The organism is Frigoribacterium sp. NPDC087798 (genome assembly GCF_044742985.1).
Classification (GTDB): Bacteria; Actinomycetota; Actinomycetes; order Actinomycetales; family Microbacteriaceae; genus Frigoribacterium.
This window is the reverse complement of sequence record NZ_JBIUVP010000003.1, coordinates 226,133-240,404: the sequence shown is the minus strand read 5'-3', so window position 1 is coordinate 240,404 and position 14,272 is coordinate 226,133. Positions and strand designations below refer to the sequence as shown.

Here is a 14,272-nt window from a genome sequence, read left to right as displayed (position 1 = left end):
GCGCTGGCCGTGGCGGACTCTTCGAGACCGAGCAGGGGGCCGGTCTGAACCGGCGCGTCGGCGCGTCGGGGTCGGACGCGCGGGGCGACCGAGGCCTCGGCAGCACCGACGAGGGCGGGGCACTCGACGAAGGACTCACGGTGCGAGGTGGGGAGGACGTCCCGTCGGGCACGGCGTTCGCGACGCTCGAGGGCGAGGCGGGCCGAACGCTCTCCGAGCGGACGAACGCCGGTCGGACCAGCCTGACCAGTAGGACGCTGACCAGCACTTTCGACATGACCAGCCGTCGCGCCACCCTGATCCGGAGAGGTCGGGGAGGCGGGCTTCGTCACGCGTGCGGTCCTCTCGTCTGGGGGTGGTGCGAACACTCGACCCTAGCGCGCATCATCCTCGAGGTGTAGTTCTCGCCCGAAAAAGATCACGAACAGGTCACGAGGCCAGGCGGGCATCACTCGTCGGATGACGGCGGCCCACCCGGCCCGCCCGACGGTCCCGGGTCGCCTCGGCGCCGCTTGAGCTCGCGTCGCAGGGCCCGTCGTTCGCGCCAGCTCGGGGGTGGTGGCGGCACGGCGGCGGCCTCGGCGGCCCGGCGCGCCTGCCGCCTCTCGTGCCAGAGCAGGACCTCGCCGTCGACGTCCCGCGTGGGCGTCACGACCGGGGGTCCGCCGGACAACTGGCGCCTGGCCTCGACGATGCGCGCGTTGAAGTCCTCGAGGTGCGACCGCACGGCGGCCTCGGAGCGCAGCCGGTCGAGTTCGGCGTGCAGACCCGTGCTCTCGGCGCGCAGCGACAGGGCCGGAGGGGCGAGCCCGGTGAGCCCCTCGCGCTCGATCAGACCGCGGAGCCACCAGTCGGGGTCGACCGTGCCGCCGGCCAGGCCGGGCAGCGGCTTGCCGGCGAGCGGCAGGTCGTCGAACTCGCCACGGGCGATCGCCTGGTCGATGGCGGTGCGGGCCCAGGCCCGCATCTCGGCGGCCGTGCGGGTGTCGCGGGGCGCGTCGTCGCTCGGCACGTCGCCGTCGACCCGGTAGCGGGCCGCGTCGACGCGGTGGTCGCGACCCTGCGGTCGTCGTTCGGGTTCTCGGTCCATGCGCCGCGCCTCCTGCGCTCGTCGTGGGGCGGCGGACGGTGCCCGACCGTCGCTCCTGGTCGTTCGTGCTCTTCGGGGTTCGTGGCGTCGAGGGTACGCCGCACCACCGACGGTGGCCGGGCCTACCCTGGAGGCCCCGCCCGCCGATCGAGGAGGCCCGATGCGCGACGCCGCCCCACCCGCCCCCCGCACGATCTCGGCGGCGTACGCCCTGTGGATCGCCGTCGTCGCCCTGGGCGTCGTCGGTGCCGTCCTGCTGATGCTCTTCGGCGGGCCGGCCCGGGTGTCGACGTCCGGCGGGGCCCTGGCCGACCCGCGCGGGGCGGACATCGCCGGCGGCGTGTTCGCGATCGTGGTCGCCCTGGTGCAGCTCGCGGTCGTGCGGTCGATGCGCGACGGGCGCCGCTGGGCACGCACCGTGCTGCTCGTGCTGACGATCCTGCAGGTGCTGGGCGGCGTGAGCGGGGCGAGTGGCGGCGGGGTGCTCGAGTGGGCGTCCGTGATCTGCGCGCTGATCGCCTGCCTGCTGATGCTGCTGCCGCCGTCGACGGCGTTCTTCGAGCGGCACACCCGCTAGGCGCGTCGGCGCTCCACGACGCCCCGAGGAGGCGCGGGTCGTCCGGCGAGGACGCGCGGGTCCTGCGGTGAGGAGGCGCGGGTCGTCAGGCGAGGAGGCGCGGGTCGCCCGGTGAGGACGCGCCGCCCGTCAGCGGAGGCGCGGCTCGTCCGGTGAGGACGTGCCGCCCGTCAGACCGTGCGGCCCCGACCCCGGGCGCGCAGCACGTCGACGACGACCGCTCCGACCACGGCCCCGGCACCGATCAGGGCGAGCACGGTGCTCGACCGGACGAAGTCCGAGCGGCGACCGCGGGGCAGGCGACCGGCCGCGAGGTCGTGCAGCAGCTGGCCGGACGCGGCGAGGCAGGCGGACTCGGCCTCGGCGTCGTGCAACGACCAGTCCGGCACGGAGACGTCACCGATCACGCTGACGTCCCCGTCGTCCGCGTCGAACCAGACGTCGATCGGCGCCCGCCGTGGGCCCGTGATCGTCAGCACCCGCGACTGCCAGCCAGCACGACGGATCGCACCACCTGGCACCTCGTCGCCGACCCACGAGTGGACGACCCGCAGGCGCCCGCTCTCCTCCGCGGCGGCCAGGTCGAGTGCCCGCTGCAGCCGGTCGACGAACGGCGGACGCTCGGGTTCGGGCAACGAGATGGTCGGCAGGCCTCGGTACATGCCGACAGTGTGCCCCGCCCGCCTGGACGCCGCCGCACCCCGCAGGCCGGTCGGTCGGTCAGCCACCGCCACCTCGCCGGCCCGCCACGACGCCACGACGCCACGACGCCACGAAGTGAACAAGCCGCCACGAAAAAAGGTGGCGGCGTGTCCACTTCGTGGCGTGATGTCCACTTCGTGGCGGCGAGGGCACGGAGGCGCGGCGAGCGACTTGCGGACGGACGGACGGCGCGGGTCAGCCGGCGTGCGGCAGCCGCACCTCCAGCGTGCCGTCGACGACGCGGGTCTCGAAGCGCGGCTGGGGCGAGGTCGCCGGCCCGTGGACGACTTCGCCCGTCGCGAGCGAGAAGACGCTGTCGTGCCAGGGGCAGGTGACGCAGGCCTCGCCGCGTTCCGTGCCGACGCGGCCGTCGGCGAGGGACGCCGACAGGTGGCTGCAGGTGTCCGACAGCACCTCGACGCGGTCGCCGTGGCGATACGCCACCACGGGCTGGCCCGACACCTCGAGGGCGGTGAGTTCGCGGTCGGGCAGCTCGTCGACCCGGGCGATCTCGTGCCAGCCGGGCGCGACCAGGTGCGGGACGTCCTCGGCGTGGTTCGCGCCGACGGCCTGACGATAGGCGAGGTGTCCGCCGATGAAGCCGCCGGCCGAGACGGCACCGAGCCCCGCGAAGCCGAGCAGCTTGGCGCTGAGCGACCGTCCTCGCACGCGCTGCAGGTACGAGGCCCCGTACAGGGCCGTCGCGACGAGGTTGGCCGCCGAGTGGACGAGGCCGACGCGCTTCTGCTGCTCGTGCGTCGCGGCCCAGTCGGCGAAGCCGGCGAGCGCGGACGGCGCCACGGCCAGCACGCCCACGCCGACGAGGGTCCGGGCGGCCCGGTCCTGCCCGGGCAGCAGGTCGAGCACGGCCGCACTGATCCAGGCGCCGGTCGGGACGAGCACCATCACGGGGTGTAACGGGTGGCCGGCGGGGACGCCGTGCAGCACGTCGCGCAGGCTGCGCGGCGCGAGGACCCGGTCGACGACGCCGGCGACGCGGTCGACGAGCGGGTCCAGCCGCTCGGCGTTCTCGAGGGCGGTCAGGGTCCTGACGATTCCGAGTTCTCGCATGACGTGCCTCCAGTGCTGGTCCGGGCCGGGGATTCGTGTTGTCCCGAGCAAACACCCGTTGCACCCGACCCGCCGTCTCGCCCACCACCACCGCCGCAGCCCGCCGGCCCGCCACGAACTAAACACTCCGCCACGAGAAAAAGTGGCGGCAAGTTTACTTCGTGGCGGCGAGAGCAGGGAGGTCTGGTGCAGCCCGCCAACCCGCCACGATGTGGTCACAACGCCACGACCAGTCCTGGCGCTGTGGCCATCTCGTGGCGTGGAAGGCAGGAGGCGCGGTGTCGGCCGGGCGCGGCGAGCACACGAGGCGCGGCGAGCGCAGGAGGCGCGGCGCCGGCCGCCGACGGAGCCCGCCCCCGTCACACGCTTGGCACGGAGCCCCGCAGGCAGTTGACTGTGTCCACCCGCCCGGCCCGCACCGCCGGCACCCCCACAGCACACCCCTTCCCGGAGGTCCCGCCTCATGTCCGTCCGCCCCGCCACGTCCGCACGCCCGGCAGAACGCTCGTCCGCACGCCCGGCCGCACACCCCGCACCCGCCCGCCTCGGGGACCGCCCGTCGTCCCGCCTCCGTCACCCGCGCCTCCTCGGGGTCGCCGGCGGCCTCGCCGGTCTCGCCCTGCTCGCCGGCTGTGCCAGCGCTCCCGCCGAGGGAGGCGGCAGCACCTCCGCCGCGGGCGAGGACTGCGCCCGGATGGTGACGAACTCGGGCGGGCTCGACGACCGCTCGTTCAACCAGTCGAGCTGGGCCGGCCTGCAGAAGGCCGAGAAGGAGGACGGCATCCAGGCCCGCGTGCTCGTCTCGACGACCGAGAACGACCTGGCCCCGAACGTCGCGCAGGCCGTCGACTCGGGCTGCGGCTTCGTGCTGACGGTCGGCTACGAGCTCGCCCCCGCCACCGAGGAGCAGGCGGCGGCCAACCCCGACATCGACTTCGCCATCGTCGACGAGACCGTCGACGCCCCGAACGTCAAGCCGATCCTGTTCGACACCGCGCAGGCCTCGTACCTCGCCGGCTACCTCGCGGCGGGCGTGAGCAAGACGGGCAAGGTCGCGACCTTCGGCGGCGGCAACCAGCCCCCGGTCACCCTGTTCATGGACGGCTTCGCGGACGGCGTCGACGCCTACAACGCCGCGCACGGCACGACCGTGCAGCTGCTCGGCTGGTCGAAGGAGGCGCAGGACGGCTCGTTCACCGGCGACTTCGAGGACGTCAACAAGGGCAAGCAGCTCGCCCAGGCGCTGATCGACCAGGGTGCCGACGTGATCATGCCGGTGGCCGGGCAGGTCGGCGAGGGGGCGGCGTCGGCCGCGCTCGCCACGGGCGGCGTCGACGTGATCTGGGTCGACAACGACGGCTACGACACGCTGCCCGCCGAGTACCGGCCGATCGTGCTGACCAGCGTCATCAAGGACACCGAGAAGGCCGTCCAGCAGATCGCGGTCTCGTCGACCGACGACTCGTTCACCAACGAGCCCTACGTCGGCACGCTCGACAACGGCGGCGTCGGCCTCGCGCCGTTCCACGACCTGGCGTCGTCGGTCAGCCCCGAGCTGTCGGACGAGCTCGACGCCCTGCGCGACCAGATCGCCAGCGGAGCCGTGACGGTCACGTCGCCCAGCCAGCCGTAGGCCGGTCCCGGGCCCAGGCCCGGGCTCGGGCTCGGGCTCGGGCTCGGGTCCGGCCCGGCCCGGCAGCGACCCCTGCCGCTCCGCCGAGTGGGCAGAAGATGCTCGTCAGCGCGAGCCGAGCAGCACCTTCTGCCCACTCGCGGGCCAGGACGAGGAGGCGCGGGTCAGGAAGCGACGGAGGTCGCCGCCCGGGCGGCAGCAGCCCGGGCGGCAGCCCCGCGAACGGCGGCGACGACGCGGTCGGTCGTCATGCCGCGCTCGCGCAGTGCGTCGGCCGCGGGGGCCGACAGGCCGAACTCGTCGATGCCGACGACCACGCCGTCGGGGCCGGCGACGCCCTCCCAGCCGAAGCTCGCGGCCGCCTCGACCACGACCCGGGCCATGACCGCGCGGGGCAGCACCTGCTCGCGGTACTCGGCGGGCTCGGCGTCGAACCATTCGCGGCAGGGCATCGACACGACGCGCACGGCGAGGTCGTCGATCTGCGCGACGGCCTCGAGCACGAGGGCGACCTCGCTGCCCGTGGCGACGACGACCACGTCGGGCGCTCCGGCGTCGGGCGCGCCGGCATCGGGCGCACCGGCGTCGGTCGCGCCGGCGTCGGGCGCACCGGCGTCGGTCCTGCCGGTGCCCGCAGCCGCAGCCGCAACCGCAACCGCAGCACTACCGTCCTGCACCACGTAGGCCCCGCGACGCACACCCGCGCGCACCACGTCGGCGGGCGTCGCCGCGACCGGCAGCGGCTGGCGGGCCAGGACCAGACCGGCCGGGCCGTCCTTCTCGAGGATCGCCAGCCAGGCGGCGGCGGTCTCGGCGCCGTCGGCCGGGCGCACGACCGAGAACCCGGGCATCGCGCGCAGGCTCGCCAGGTGCTCGATCGGCTGGTGGGTCGGCCCGTCGGCGCCGAGGGCGACCGAGTCGTGCGACCAGAGGTAGGTGACCGGCAGCTGCATGAGCGCCGCCAGCCGGATCGCCGGGCGCTGGTAGTCGCTGAACACGAGGAACGTGCCGGCGAAGAACCGCGAGCCCTCGATCAGCGCGATGCCGTTCATGGCCGAGGCCATCGCCCCCTCGCGCACGCCCCAGTGGACGTTGCGACCGGCGCGGCCGGTGCCGGGGGCCTCCTCGGGGAGGTACGACGCGCCTCCTGCGATCGCCGTGCGGTTGGGCTCGGCGAGGTCGGCCGAGCCGCCCCACAGCTCGGGCAGCGCCTCGGCGAGCGCCTGGATGACCTTGCCGGACGCGTCGCGGGTGGCGAGCGTGTCGCCGGGAGAGAAGACGGGGAGGCGCGACCCGAGGTCCGCGGGCAGGGTGCGCGACCGCGAGCGGTGCAGCTCGGCGGCGGCCACGGGGTGGGCGGCCTCCCAGGCGTCGGCGGCGACCTGCCAGGCCTCGCGGGCGGCCCGGCCCCGCTCGAGCACGGACCGGGTGTGGGCGAGCACGGCGTCGTCCACGGTGAAGGGCTCGGAGTCGACGCCTAGCTCGACCCGGGTCGCGGCGACCTCGGCGGCACCGAGCGGGGCGCCGTGCGAGGCCGAGGTGTTGCGGGCGTTCGGCGCGGGCCAGGCGATCTGCGACTTGAGCACGACGAGGTGCGGGCGGTCGCCCCGGCGGTCGGTGGTCGAGAGCACCTCGTCGAGGGCCTCGACGTCGACGTCGCCGTCCGGGGCGAGTCCGACGTGGTCGACGCGCCAGCCCTGCGCGGCGAACCGGGCGCCGACGTTCTCGCTCGAGGTGAGGCTCGTGTCGCCCTCGATCTGGATGTCGTTGTCGTCGTAGACCACCGTCAGGTTGCCGAGGCGGTGACGTCCGGCGAGCGCACCGGCCTCGTACGAGAGGCCCTCCTGCAGGTCGCCGTCGGACGCGAGCACGAAGACGCGGCGGTCGAAGACGGACTCGCCGGGGGCGGCGTCGGGGTCGTTGACGGCACGCTCGTGCAGCATCGCCATCGCCATGCCGACGGCCGTGGCGAGTCCCTGCCCGAGCGGCCCGGTCGTGGTCTCGACGCCGGGGGTGTGACCGAGCTCGGGGTGGCCGGGGGTGCGCGACCCGAACGACCGGAACGCCTTGAGGTCGTCGAGCGACACGTCGTAGCCGGTGAGGAACAGCTGCGTGTAGAGCAGGACGCTCGCGTGCCCGCAGCTCAGCACGAACCGGTCGCGGCCGGCCCAGTCGGGTGCCTGCGGGTCGTGCCGCAGGTGCTTCTGGAAGAGGAGGTGCGCGACGGGGGCCAGCGCGGCCGCCGTCCCCGGGTGGCCGGACCCGGCGCGCTCGACGGCGTCGAGGGCGAGCAGGCGGGCGGTGGTGACGGCGGCGGCGTCGAGGTCGTGGATCACGTGGGGGGCTCCGGTTCGGGGAGGGGCGGGCTGGGTCTCCGACGACCGTAGCGTCGGTCATCAGGACGTCATGATGAATCAAGACGACTGTCGACTTGCACCGGTGGTCGGCGAGACGTACCCTCGTCGAAGTCATCATGACGACTTGACGACCTGACGACTCGACGGCCTGACGTCGTCGGGCGGGCACCACCCACTTCAGCAACGGCGCGGAGGCACCAGATGAGCACCACGAGCGGCACGAGCAAGTACGTGGCCGTGCGCGAGCACCTGCTGTCCCGCATCCAGAAGCTCGAGCCCGGGTCGCAGCTGCCCGCCGAGCCCGTCCTCTGCGACGAGTACGGCGTCAGCCGCATCACGCTGCGGCACGCGGTCGACGGCCTCATCGCGGACGGCCACCTGGTGCGCGAGCACGGCCGGGGCACCTTCGTCACCGAGCCGCAGTACCGCCTGCACTACCGCGAGCGCTTCGCCGACGAGGTCAAGGGCTTCCACGCGCAGCAGACGGGCGAGGGCTTCGCGGTCAGCACCCGCGTGCTCGACCAGAAGGTCGTCCGGGCCGGCGAGACGGTGGCGAGCCACCTCGACATCAACTCGGCCGACGAGGTCGTCGAGCTGACCCGCCTGCGCTTCGTCAACGGCTCGCTGCACCACCTCGTCGTGACCTGGTTGCCGCACGCGCTCTTCCCCGAGACGGCGACCGTCGACTTCACCGACGGCTCGCTCTACGGGCACCTCGACCGCGAGCACGGCGTCACGCTCGCCCGACAGGACCTGCTCGTCTCGCTCGACGGGGCCAGCACCCTCCACGCCGACGAGCTCGACGTCCCCCTCGGGACGACCCTGCTGAAGATCGCGTCGACCGTGTTCGACGGTGACGAGCGGGCCGTCGCGTACGGGACCAGCCACTTCACCCCGCAGAACAGCGAGATCTTCTTCGGCCTGCACGGCTGACCGACCGGGCGCGCCTCGTCCGCCGAGCCGCGCCTCCTGAACCCCCTCCCGACCCCCACGACCACCGACGCCCGTCCCGACGCCGACGTCACCGACCCCCACCAGGAACGACAGTGCTGACCGACCTCCTCACCCCCGAGACCATCCTCTTCGCCGACCGCGTCGACGGCTGGCGCGACGCCGTCGAACGCGTCGCGCAGCCCCTGCTCGACAACGGCGCCATCAGCAGCCACTACGTCGCGGCCATGACCGACTCGATCGCCGCGGGCGGCACCTACATCGACCTGGGCTTCGGCATCGCCCTCGCGCACAGCCGGCCCGAGAACGGCGTCGAGCGCACCGGGCTCTCGAGCCTGCGCGTCGGCGAGACCGTGCTGCTGAACGACGACGCGGCGCACCCGATCGACCTCTTCTTCTGCCTCGCCGCGACCGACCCCCAGAGCCACCTCGACACGATGATGGCCCTCGCCACCCTGCTCTCCGACGAGACGCTCCGCGCCGAGCTGCTCGCCTCCTCCACCCCCGCCGACACCCTGGCGGTCCTCACCAAGATCGGACAGAACGCATGAAATTCCTCGCCGTCTGCAGCTCGGGCCTCGGTTCGAGCTTCATGGTCCACATGAACATCGAGAAGGTCCTCAAAGAGCAGGGCATCACCGGGGTCGACGTCGACCACGCCGACCTCGGCTCGGTCGGCCCGGGTGCCGCCGACGTGATCTTCGTCGGCGCCGACCTGGCCGACTCGGTCGGCGGCCTCGGCGACGTCGTGGTGCTCGACAGCATCATCGACCTGGCCGAGCTGCGCACCAAGGTGCGCGAGACCGCCGTGCGCAAGGGCGTGACCGTGCCCGACGCCGGGGCCAACTGATGGAGGGCGTGCTCTCCGTCCTGCTGGACGTCTTCCGCCAGCCCGCGATCATCGTCGCGCTGATCTCGCTCGTCGGGCTGCTGCTGCAGCGCAAGGCGTTCAGCGACGTGCTCAAGGGCACCGTGCGCACCCTCGTCGGCTTCCTGGTGCTGGCCGCCGGAGCCGGCGTGGTCGTCGCCTCGCTCGACCCGTTCGGCGCCATGTTCCAGGAGGCGTTCGACGTCCAGGGCGTCGTGCCGAACAACGAGGCCATCGTCGGCCAGGTGCTGCTCGACTACGGCTCGGCCGCCGCGCTGATCTTCTTCTTCGGGTTCATCGTCAACGTGCTGCTGGCCGCGACGACGCACTTCAAGTACATCTACCTCTCGGGCCACGTCGCCTTCTACATGGCGGCGATGATCGCCGTGATCCTCGGCGTCGCCGGGTTCCCGGTCTGGGGCGTCGTGCTCTGGGGTGCGCTGCTGCAGGGTCTCGTCACGACACTCTCGCCCGCGATCGTGCAGCCCTTCATGCGCAAGGTCACCGGCTCGAACGACGTGGCCCTCGGCCACACCGGCGGTGCCGGCGTCGCCCTGAGCGGCCTGGTCGCGACGCTGACCCGCGGCAAGGGCACCCGGTCGAAGTCCACGGAAGACATCACGTTCCCGAAGGGGCTGGGGTTCCTGCGCGACACCACGGTCATCGTGGCCCTGTCGATGGCCGTGATCTACGTGATCGTCGCCCTGTTCGCCGGGTCGGCGTTCGTCGAGACCGAGCTGAGCGACGGCCAGAACTACATCGTCTACGTCGTCATGCAGGCCGCGACCTTCTCGGCGGGCGTCTTCGTGATCCTCGCCGGCGTGCGCGTCGTGCTCGCCGAGATCGTGCCCGCGTTCAAGGGCATCAGCGAGCGCCTGGTCAAGAACGCGATCCCCGCACTCGACGTCCCGATCACCTTCACGTTCGCCCCGAACGCCGTGCTGATCGGGTTCCTCGCGAGCTTCGTCGGCGGCATCGTCGGCATGTCGGTGATGATCTTCGCCGGCACCGCCATCGTGATCCCCGGCGTCGTCGCGCACTTCATGACCGGAGCCGCCTCGGGCGTCATCGGCAACGCCGCGGGTGGTCGACGCGGTGCCGTGCTCGGTGCCTTCGCCAACGGTCTCGCGATCACGTTCCTGCCGCTGTTCCTGCTGCCGGTGCTCGGCGACATCGGACTGTCGAACTCGACGTTCTCCGACTCGGACTACGGCGTCGTCGGCATCCTGTTCGGCCAGATCAGCCTGGCCGGCGGCCAGATCGCCGTCATCGTCGCGATCCTCGCCTCGCTCGTGCTGGTCTACGCGTCGAGCCTGTTCGTGCGGGCCCGTGCCCGCCGGGCCGGTGGCCGCGACGGCGGTGCCGGCGACGGCTCCGCCGATGCTCCGACGGACGCCGACGGCACGCGCGTCGACGAGACCGCCTCGGCCCGCTAGGCCGACCTCCCGACCTCCTGCCAGGACGGGCGGGTCCGGTGCGAGCGGGCGTCTCCGGACGCCCGCCTCCGCCGGGCCCGCCCGTTCTGCACGTCCGTGCCCGCCGCGCGTGTCCGCACCCTCCGTCGGACGCCTGCACCGCGCCTCCTCGTCCCGACTGCTCGGTCGAGTGGTCCCAGATCGTCCTTCCCGGCGGGGTGGAGGACGATCCGGGACCACTCGACGGGAGCGTCAGGGCGTCAGGGCTCGAGGTGTGCGTAGTCGGGCAGGTCGAGCGCGTCGGCCGGCGGGGTGGAGAAGCGTGCGCCGAGCCGACCCGCGACCCGGGTCGACGCGAGCCGCACCCCGGCGTGGAACACCACGACGCCCGCGCGGGACCTCGGGTTGGCGACCCGCGGCACCCCCGGCGGCAGCTGCTGCGCCTGCTCGACGTAGGGCCGCATCAGCCGCTCGTACCCGGCGAAGGCGTCGCGGTGGTGTCGGTGCGAGGCGAGCTCGCCGGCCAGCACGTACGCCCCGGCCAGCGACAGGCTCGTGCCCATGCCGCTCACCGGCGAGGCGCAGTACGCGGCGTCGCCGAGCAGAACGACCCGGCCCGACGACCAGCGCGGCGCCCGCACCTGCCCGATCGACTCGAAGTAGAGGTCGTCCGCGTGGTCGAAGCCGTCGAGCACGCGGCGGGCCTCCCACCCCGCGTCGTCGAAGATCTCGTGCAGTCGGGCCCGCTGCTCTGCGACGGTGCGGCGCTCGGCCCCGCCCCGCTCTCGGGCGCGGTCGGTGACGAACGACATCGCGGCCCGGATCGTCCCGTGTGGGTCGGGCCGCAGGGTGATCGAGCGCCCCCCGGCGGCGTTGTACCAGCGCCACCAGTCGTCGTCTGCGGCCGTGCGCGGGATCGTCGCGTACGAGGTCTCGAGCCCCAGCGACCGGATCGTCGGCTCGTCGCCGAACACCAGGCGCCGCGTCGACGAGCCGATGCCGTCGGCGGCGACCACGAGGTCGAAGCGTTCGTCGGGAGCGTGCTCGAAGGACACGACGACGCCCCGCGAGCCGGACCCGGGAGGCGCGGTGCCGGCGAGCGAGGAGGCCGCGGTGGTCGTCGGGTCGCCTCCCGTGGCGGCATCGGCGGCGGCGCCGGCGGCCCCCACCCCGCCGCCGACCCCGACCCCGCCGTCCTCCCGGATGCCGGTGATGCGGTCGCCGAAGCGGTACGTGGTGCCACGACCCCGGCCGTCGCTCGTGGTGCGCCCGACGAGGAGCCGCGCGAGGTCCCCCCGCAGGATCTCGAGTTCGGCGGTCGCGCCTCCGGAGTCCGAGGTGCCGGCCGGGAACTCGGCGACCGTGCGGCCCGTCGGCCCGACGAACCGGGTGCCGACCTCGCCCGTGGTGGCGGCGCGGACGTCGTCCTCGAGGCCCATGCGGCGCACGACCTCGCGGCCCGCACCGCGGACGTCGACGTTCTGCCCGCCGGTCCGCAGCTCGGGGGCCCGTTCGACGATCGTCGTCTCGAAGCCGTAGCGGTCGAGCCAGTAGGCGAGGGCAGGCCCCGCGATGCTGGCACCCGAGACGAGGACGCGGGTGCGCGTGGTGGGGATGGTCACTAATTGCTCCCTGGATTGATTATCAACGATATTGGCAATCTACACGGCTATCGTTGAGTGGTGACCGACATCGACCCCCACGACCGCCCCGATCGCGACGACCGCACCCGGGCCCGGCGTGACGGTCGCGAGCTGCCCGCCGACGACATCCGTGCCCGCGTGCAGCAGGTGGCCGTCCGGCAGCAGCGCTTCGAGCGGCACCTGGCCGAGCGTCTCGGCGTCGACCGGGCCGGGCTCGACGCCATGGACCACCTGATCACGACCGGCCCGGCGACCCCGAGCGAGCTGGCGCGCCGCGTCGAGGTGTCGACGGCCGCGATGACCCTCGTGTTGAACCGCCTCGAGTCGGCCGGTCACGTGCGGCGCGAGCGACACCCCTCCGACGGCCGCAAGCTGATCGTCACGGCCGAGCAAGCCTCGGCCGACCGGGCCTACGAGCAGGTGCTGCCGATGATCGACGGCATCGAGCACCTCGTCGACGGCATGGACGAGGCCGAGCGGGCGGTCGTGCAGGGCTTCCTCGACCGACTGATCGCCGTGTACGACGACGCGACGCCCTGAGGCCGCCCTGAGCTCGTCGACGAGACGTCACGACGTACCGAGGCGCGCGGCCGTGCGCTCAGTGCCCTGCGCCTCCTGACGCACCGTGATCCGCCAGCCACTCGTGGGCCGCCGCGACGAGTGCGTCCACGCCGTTCGTCAGGGTCGGCTCGACGACCGGCGCATAGAGGGGCGAGTGGTTCGACGGCAGCTGAGCCACGATCCGCGGCACGTCCGCGGCCGACGTCGCCTCGGCGAACGACGCGGGGTCGGCACCCCCGAGCAGCCAGAAGCTGCACGGCGCACCGGCCGCGGTGGCGAGGATGCCGACGTCCTCGCTGCCCGTCACCGGCCCGGGAGCGATGACCTGCTGCTCGCCGAAACGACGCACCAAGGAGGCGCGGGTGCGGTCCGCCGCGGACGGGTCGTTCACGACGGCCGGAAAGCTCTCGTAGTGCTCGACGGTGGGCGGCTGCGGTGCGCCGGCCGCCGCGGCCTCGCCCTCGGCGATTCGCGTGACGGCGGCGAGCGCCCGCTCTCGGACGTGCTCGTCGAACGACCGCATGCTGATCAGGATCTCGGCGGTGTCGGGGATCACGTTGTTCTTGGTGCCCGCGTGGATCGACCCGACCGTGATGACGAGCCGATCAGCGGCAGCGGTCTCGCGCGAGACGATCGTCTGCAATCGCAGCACCGTGGCCGCGGCCATGACGATCGGGTCCACCGTCGTGTCGGGGCGTGATCCGTGGCCGCCCCGGCCGTGGAACGTGATGCGGATGCCGTCCTGCGCGGCGAAGGCGGGGCCGGACTGCAGGGCGACGAGACCGGCCGGGAACGGCGCGACGTGCTGGCCGAGGACGACGTCGGGGGTGGGGACGCGGTCGAGCAGCCCGTCGGCCACGAGCGCGCGGGCGCCGGCACCGAGCTCTTCGGCGGGCTGGAAGAGCACCTCGAGGGTGCCCGACCAGGTGTCGCCGGTCGCCAGTCGGCGTGCGGCACCGACGAGGCAGGTCACGTGCACGTCGTGACCGCAGGCGTGCATCACCGGCACGTCGCGCCCGTCGGGGTCGGTGCCTCGGGCCGTGCTGGCGTAGTCCAGGCCGGTGGCCTCGGCGACGGGCAGCCCGTCCATGTCGGCGCGCAGCAGCACGGTCGGGCCGTCCCCGCGGCGCAACACGCCGACCACACCCGTGCCCCCGACGCCGGTGTGCACCTCGAAGCCGAGGGCGGTGAGCTCGGCCGCGACGATCGCGGCCGTCGCGTCCTCGTGGAACGACAACTCGGGATGTCGGTGGAGATGCCGGTACAACTCGTCGAGCGGGGCGCCCACGGCGGGCGGCCGGACGTCGTCGGGGAGGGGGCGCGGCTGGTCGGTGCCGGTCGAGGTCATGAGGTGCTCCTCTGGTGGTGCGTGGGTGGTTCGTCGCGACGACGCTACCCACCACC

13 protein-coding genes are annotated in these 14,272 nt (G+C 73.5%); 7 read left to right on the top strand and 6 right to left on the bottom strand.

Translation table 11 applies throughout. The annotated features are described in order from the left end of the window. Positions 1–448 precede the first annotated feature (448 nt). A complete protein-coding gene (locus ACIOSR_RS10965) occupies positions 449–1,090 on the bottom strand; it encodes a DUF1992 domain-containing protein (protein ID WP_402752617.1) in 642 nt (213 codons plus the stop codon). 160 nt (positions 1,091–1,250) lie between these two features. On the opposite strand from ACIOSR_RS10965, the gene ACIOSR_RS10960 reads away from it, so the two are divergent. Further along, complete coding sequence (locus tag ACIOSR_RS10960; protein ID WP_402752616.1) at positions 1,251–1,667, top strand: hypothetical protein; 417 nt, start codon at positions 1,251–1,253, stop codon at positions 1,665–1,667. A 170-nt stretch (positions 1,668–1,837) separates the two neighbouring features. Here ACIOSR_RS10960 and ACIOSR_RS10955 read toward each other — a convergent pair whose 3' ends face one another. Together ACIOSR_RS10955 and ACIOSR_RS10950 are read right to left on the bottom strand one after the other, a co-directional pair. Beyond that, positions 1,838–2,329 carry a hypothetical protein gene (locus ACIOSR_RS10955; RefSeq protein WP_402752615.1) on the bottom strand — a complete coding sequence of 164 codons (492 nt, stop codon included), beginning with the start codon at positions 2,327–2,329 and terminating at the stop codon, positions 1,838–1,840. 235 nt (positions 2,330–2,564) lie between these two features. Then, complete coding sequence (locus tag ACIOSR_RS10950) at positions 2,565–3,440, bottom strand: Rieske 2Fe-2S domain-containing protein (protein ID WP_402752614.1); 876 nt, start codon at positions 3,438–3,440, stop codon at positions 2,565–2,567. A gap of 463 nt (positions 3,441–3,903) precedes the next feature. On the opposite strand from ACIOSR_RS10950, the gene ACIOSR_RS10945 reads away from it, so the two are divergent. Next, entirely contained in the window at positions 3,904–5,073 is a 1,170-nt protein-coding gene (locus tag ACIOSR_RS10945) for a BMP family protein (protein ID WP_402752613.1), read from the top strand. 164 nt (positions 5,074–5,237) lie between these two features. Here ACIOSR_RS10945 and ACIOSR_RS10940 read toward each other — a convergent pair whose 3' ends face one another. Continuing rightward, entirely contained in the window at positions 5,238–7,409 is a 2,172-nt protein-coding gene (locus ACIOSR_RS10940; RefSeq protein WP_402752612.1) for a transketolase family protein, read from the bottom strand. 222 nt (positions 7,410–7,631) lie between these two features. Here ACIOSR_RS10940 and ACIOSR_RS10935 point away from each other — a divergent pair, with 222 nt between their 5' ends. From ACIOSR_RS10935 to ACIOSR_RS10920, 4 genes are all read left to right on the top strand, one after another. Next, positions 7,632–8,363, top strand: a complete 732-nt coding sequence (locus tag ACIOSR_RS10935; RefSeq protein ID WP_056227873.1) for a GntR family transcriptional regulator — start codon at positions 7,632–7,634, stop codon at positions 8,361–8,363. 113 nt (positions 8,364–8,476) lie between these two features. Beyond that, the gene (locus ACIOSR_RS10930; RefSeq protein ID WP_158612887.1) at positions 8,477–8,932 is read left to right on the top strand and encodes a PTS sugar transporter subunit IIA; all 456 of its coding nucleotides are present in this window, start codon (positions 8,477–8,479) and stop codon (positions 8,930–8,932) included. Further along, positions 8,929–9,231, top strand: a complete 303-nt coding sequence (locus tag ACIOSR_RS10925) for a PTS sugar transporter subunit IIB (protein ID WP_056044337.1) — start codon at positions 8,929–8,931, stop codon at positions 9,229–9,231. The genes ACIOSR_RS10930 and ACIOSR_RS10925 overlap by 4 nt, the downstream gene beginning before the upstream one ends. Positions 9,232–9,239: 8 nt before the next feature. Further along, a complete protein-coding gene (locus tag ACIOSR_RS10920) occupies positions 9,240–10,685 on the top strand; it encodes a PTS ascorbate transporter subunit IIC (RefSeq protein ID WP_402752611.1) in 1,446 nt (481 codons plus the stop codon). A 239-nt stretch (positions 10,686–10,924) separates the two neighbouring features. Here ACIOSR_RS10920 and ACIOSR_RS10915 read toward each other — a convergent pair whose 3' ends face one another. After that, positions 10,925–12,286 carry an FAD-dependent monooxygenase gene (locus tag ACIOSR_RS10915; protein WP_402752610.1) on the bottom strand — a complete coding sequence of 454 codons (1,362 nt, stop codon included), beginning with the start codon at positions 12,284–12,286 and terminating at the stop codon, positions 10,925–10,927. A 60-nt stretch (positions 12,287–12,346) separates the two neighbouring features. Here ACIOSR_RS10915 and ACIOSR_RS10910 point away from each other — a divergent pair, with 60 nt between their 5' ends. After that, positions 12,347–12,847: a MarR family winged helix-turn-helix transcriptional regulator gene (locus tag ACIOSR_RS10910; RefSeq protein ID WP_235452360.1), complete on the top strand. Its 501-nt coding sequence runs from the start codon at positions 12,347–12,349 to the stop codon at positions 12,845–12,847. Positions 12,848–12,905: 58 nt separating this feature from the next. On the opposite strand, the gene ACIOSR_RS10905 is transcribed toward ACIOSR_RS10910, so the two are convergent. Next, entirely contained in the window at positions 12,906–14,216 is a 1,311-nt protein-coding gene (locus ACIOSR_RS10905) for an amidohydrolase (RefSeq protein ID WP_402752609.1), read from the bottom strand. Between the last annotated feature and the right edge of the window lie 56 nt (positions 14,217–14,272).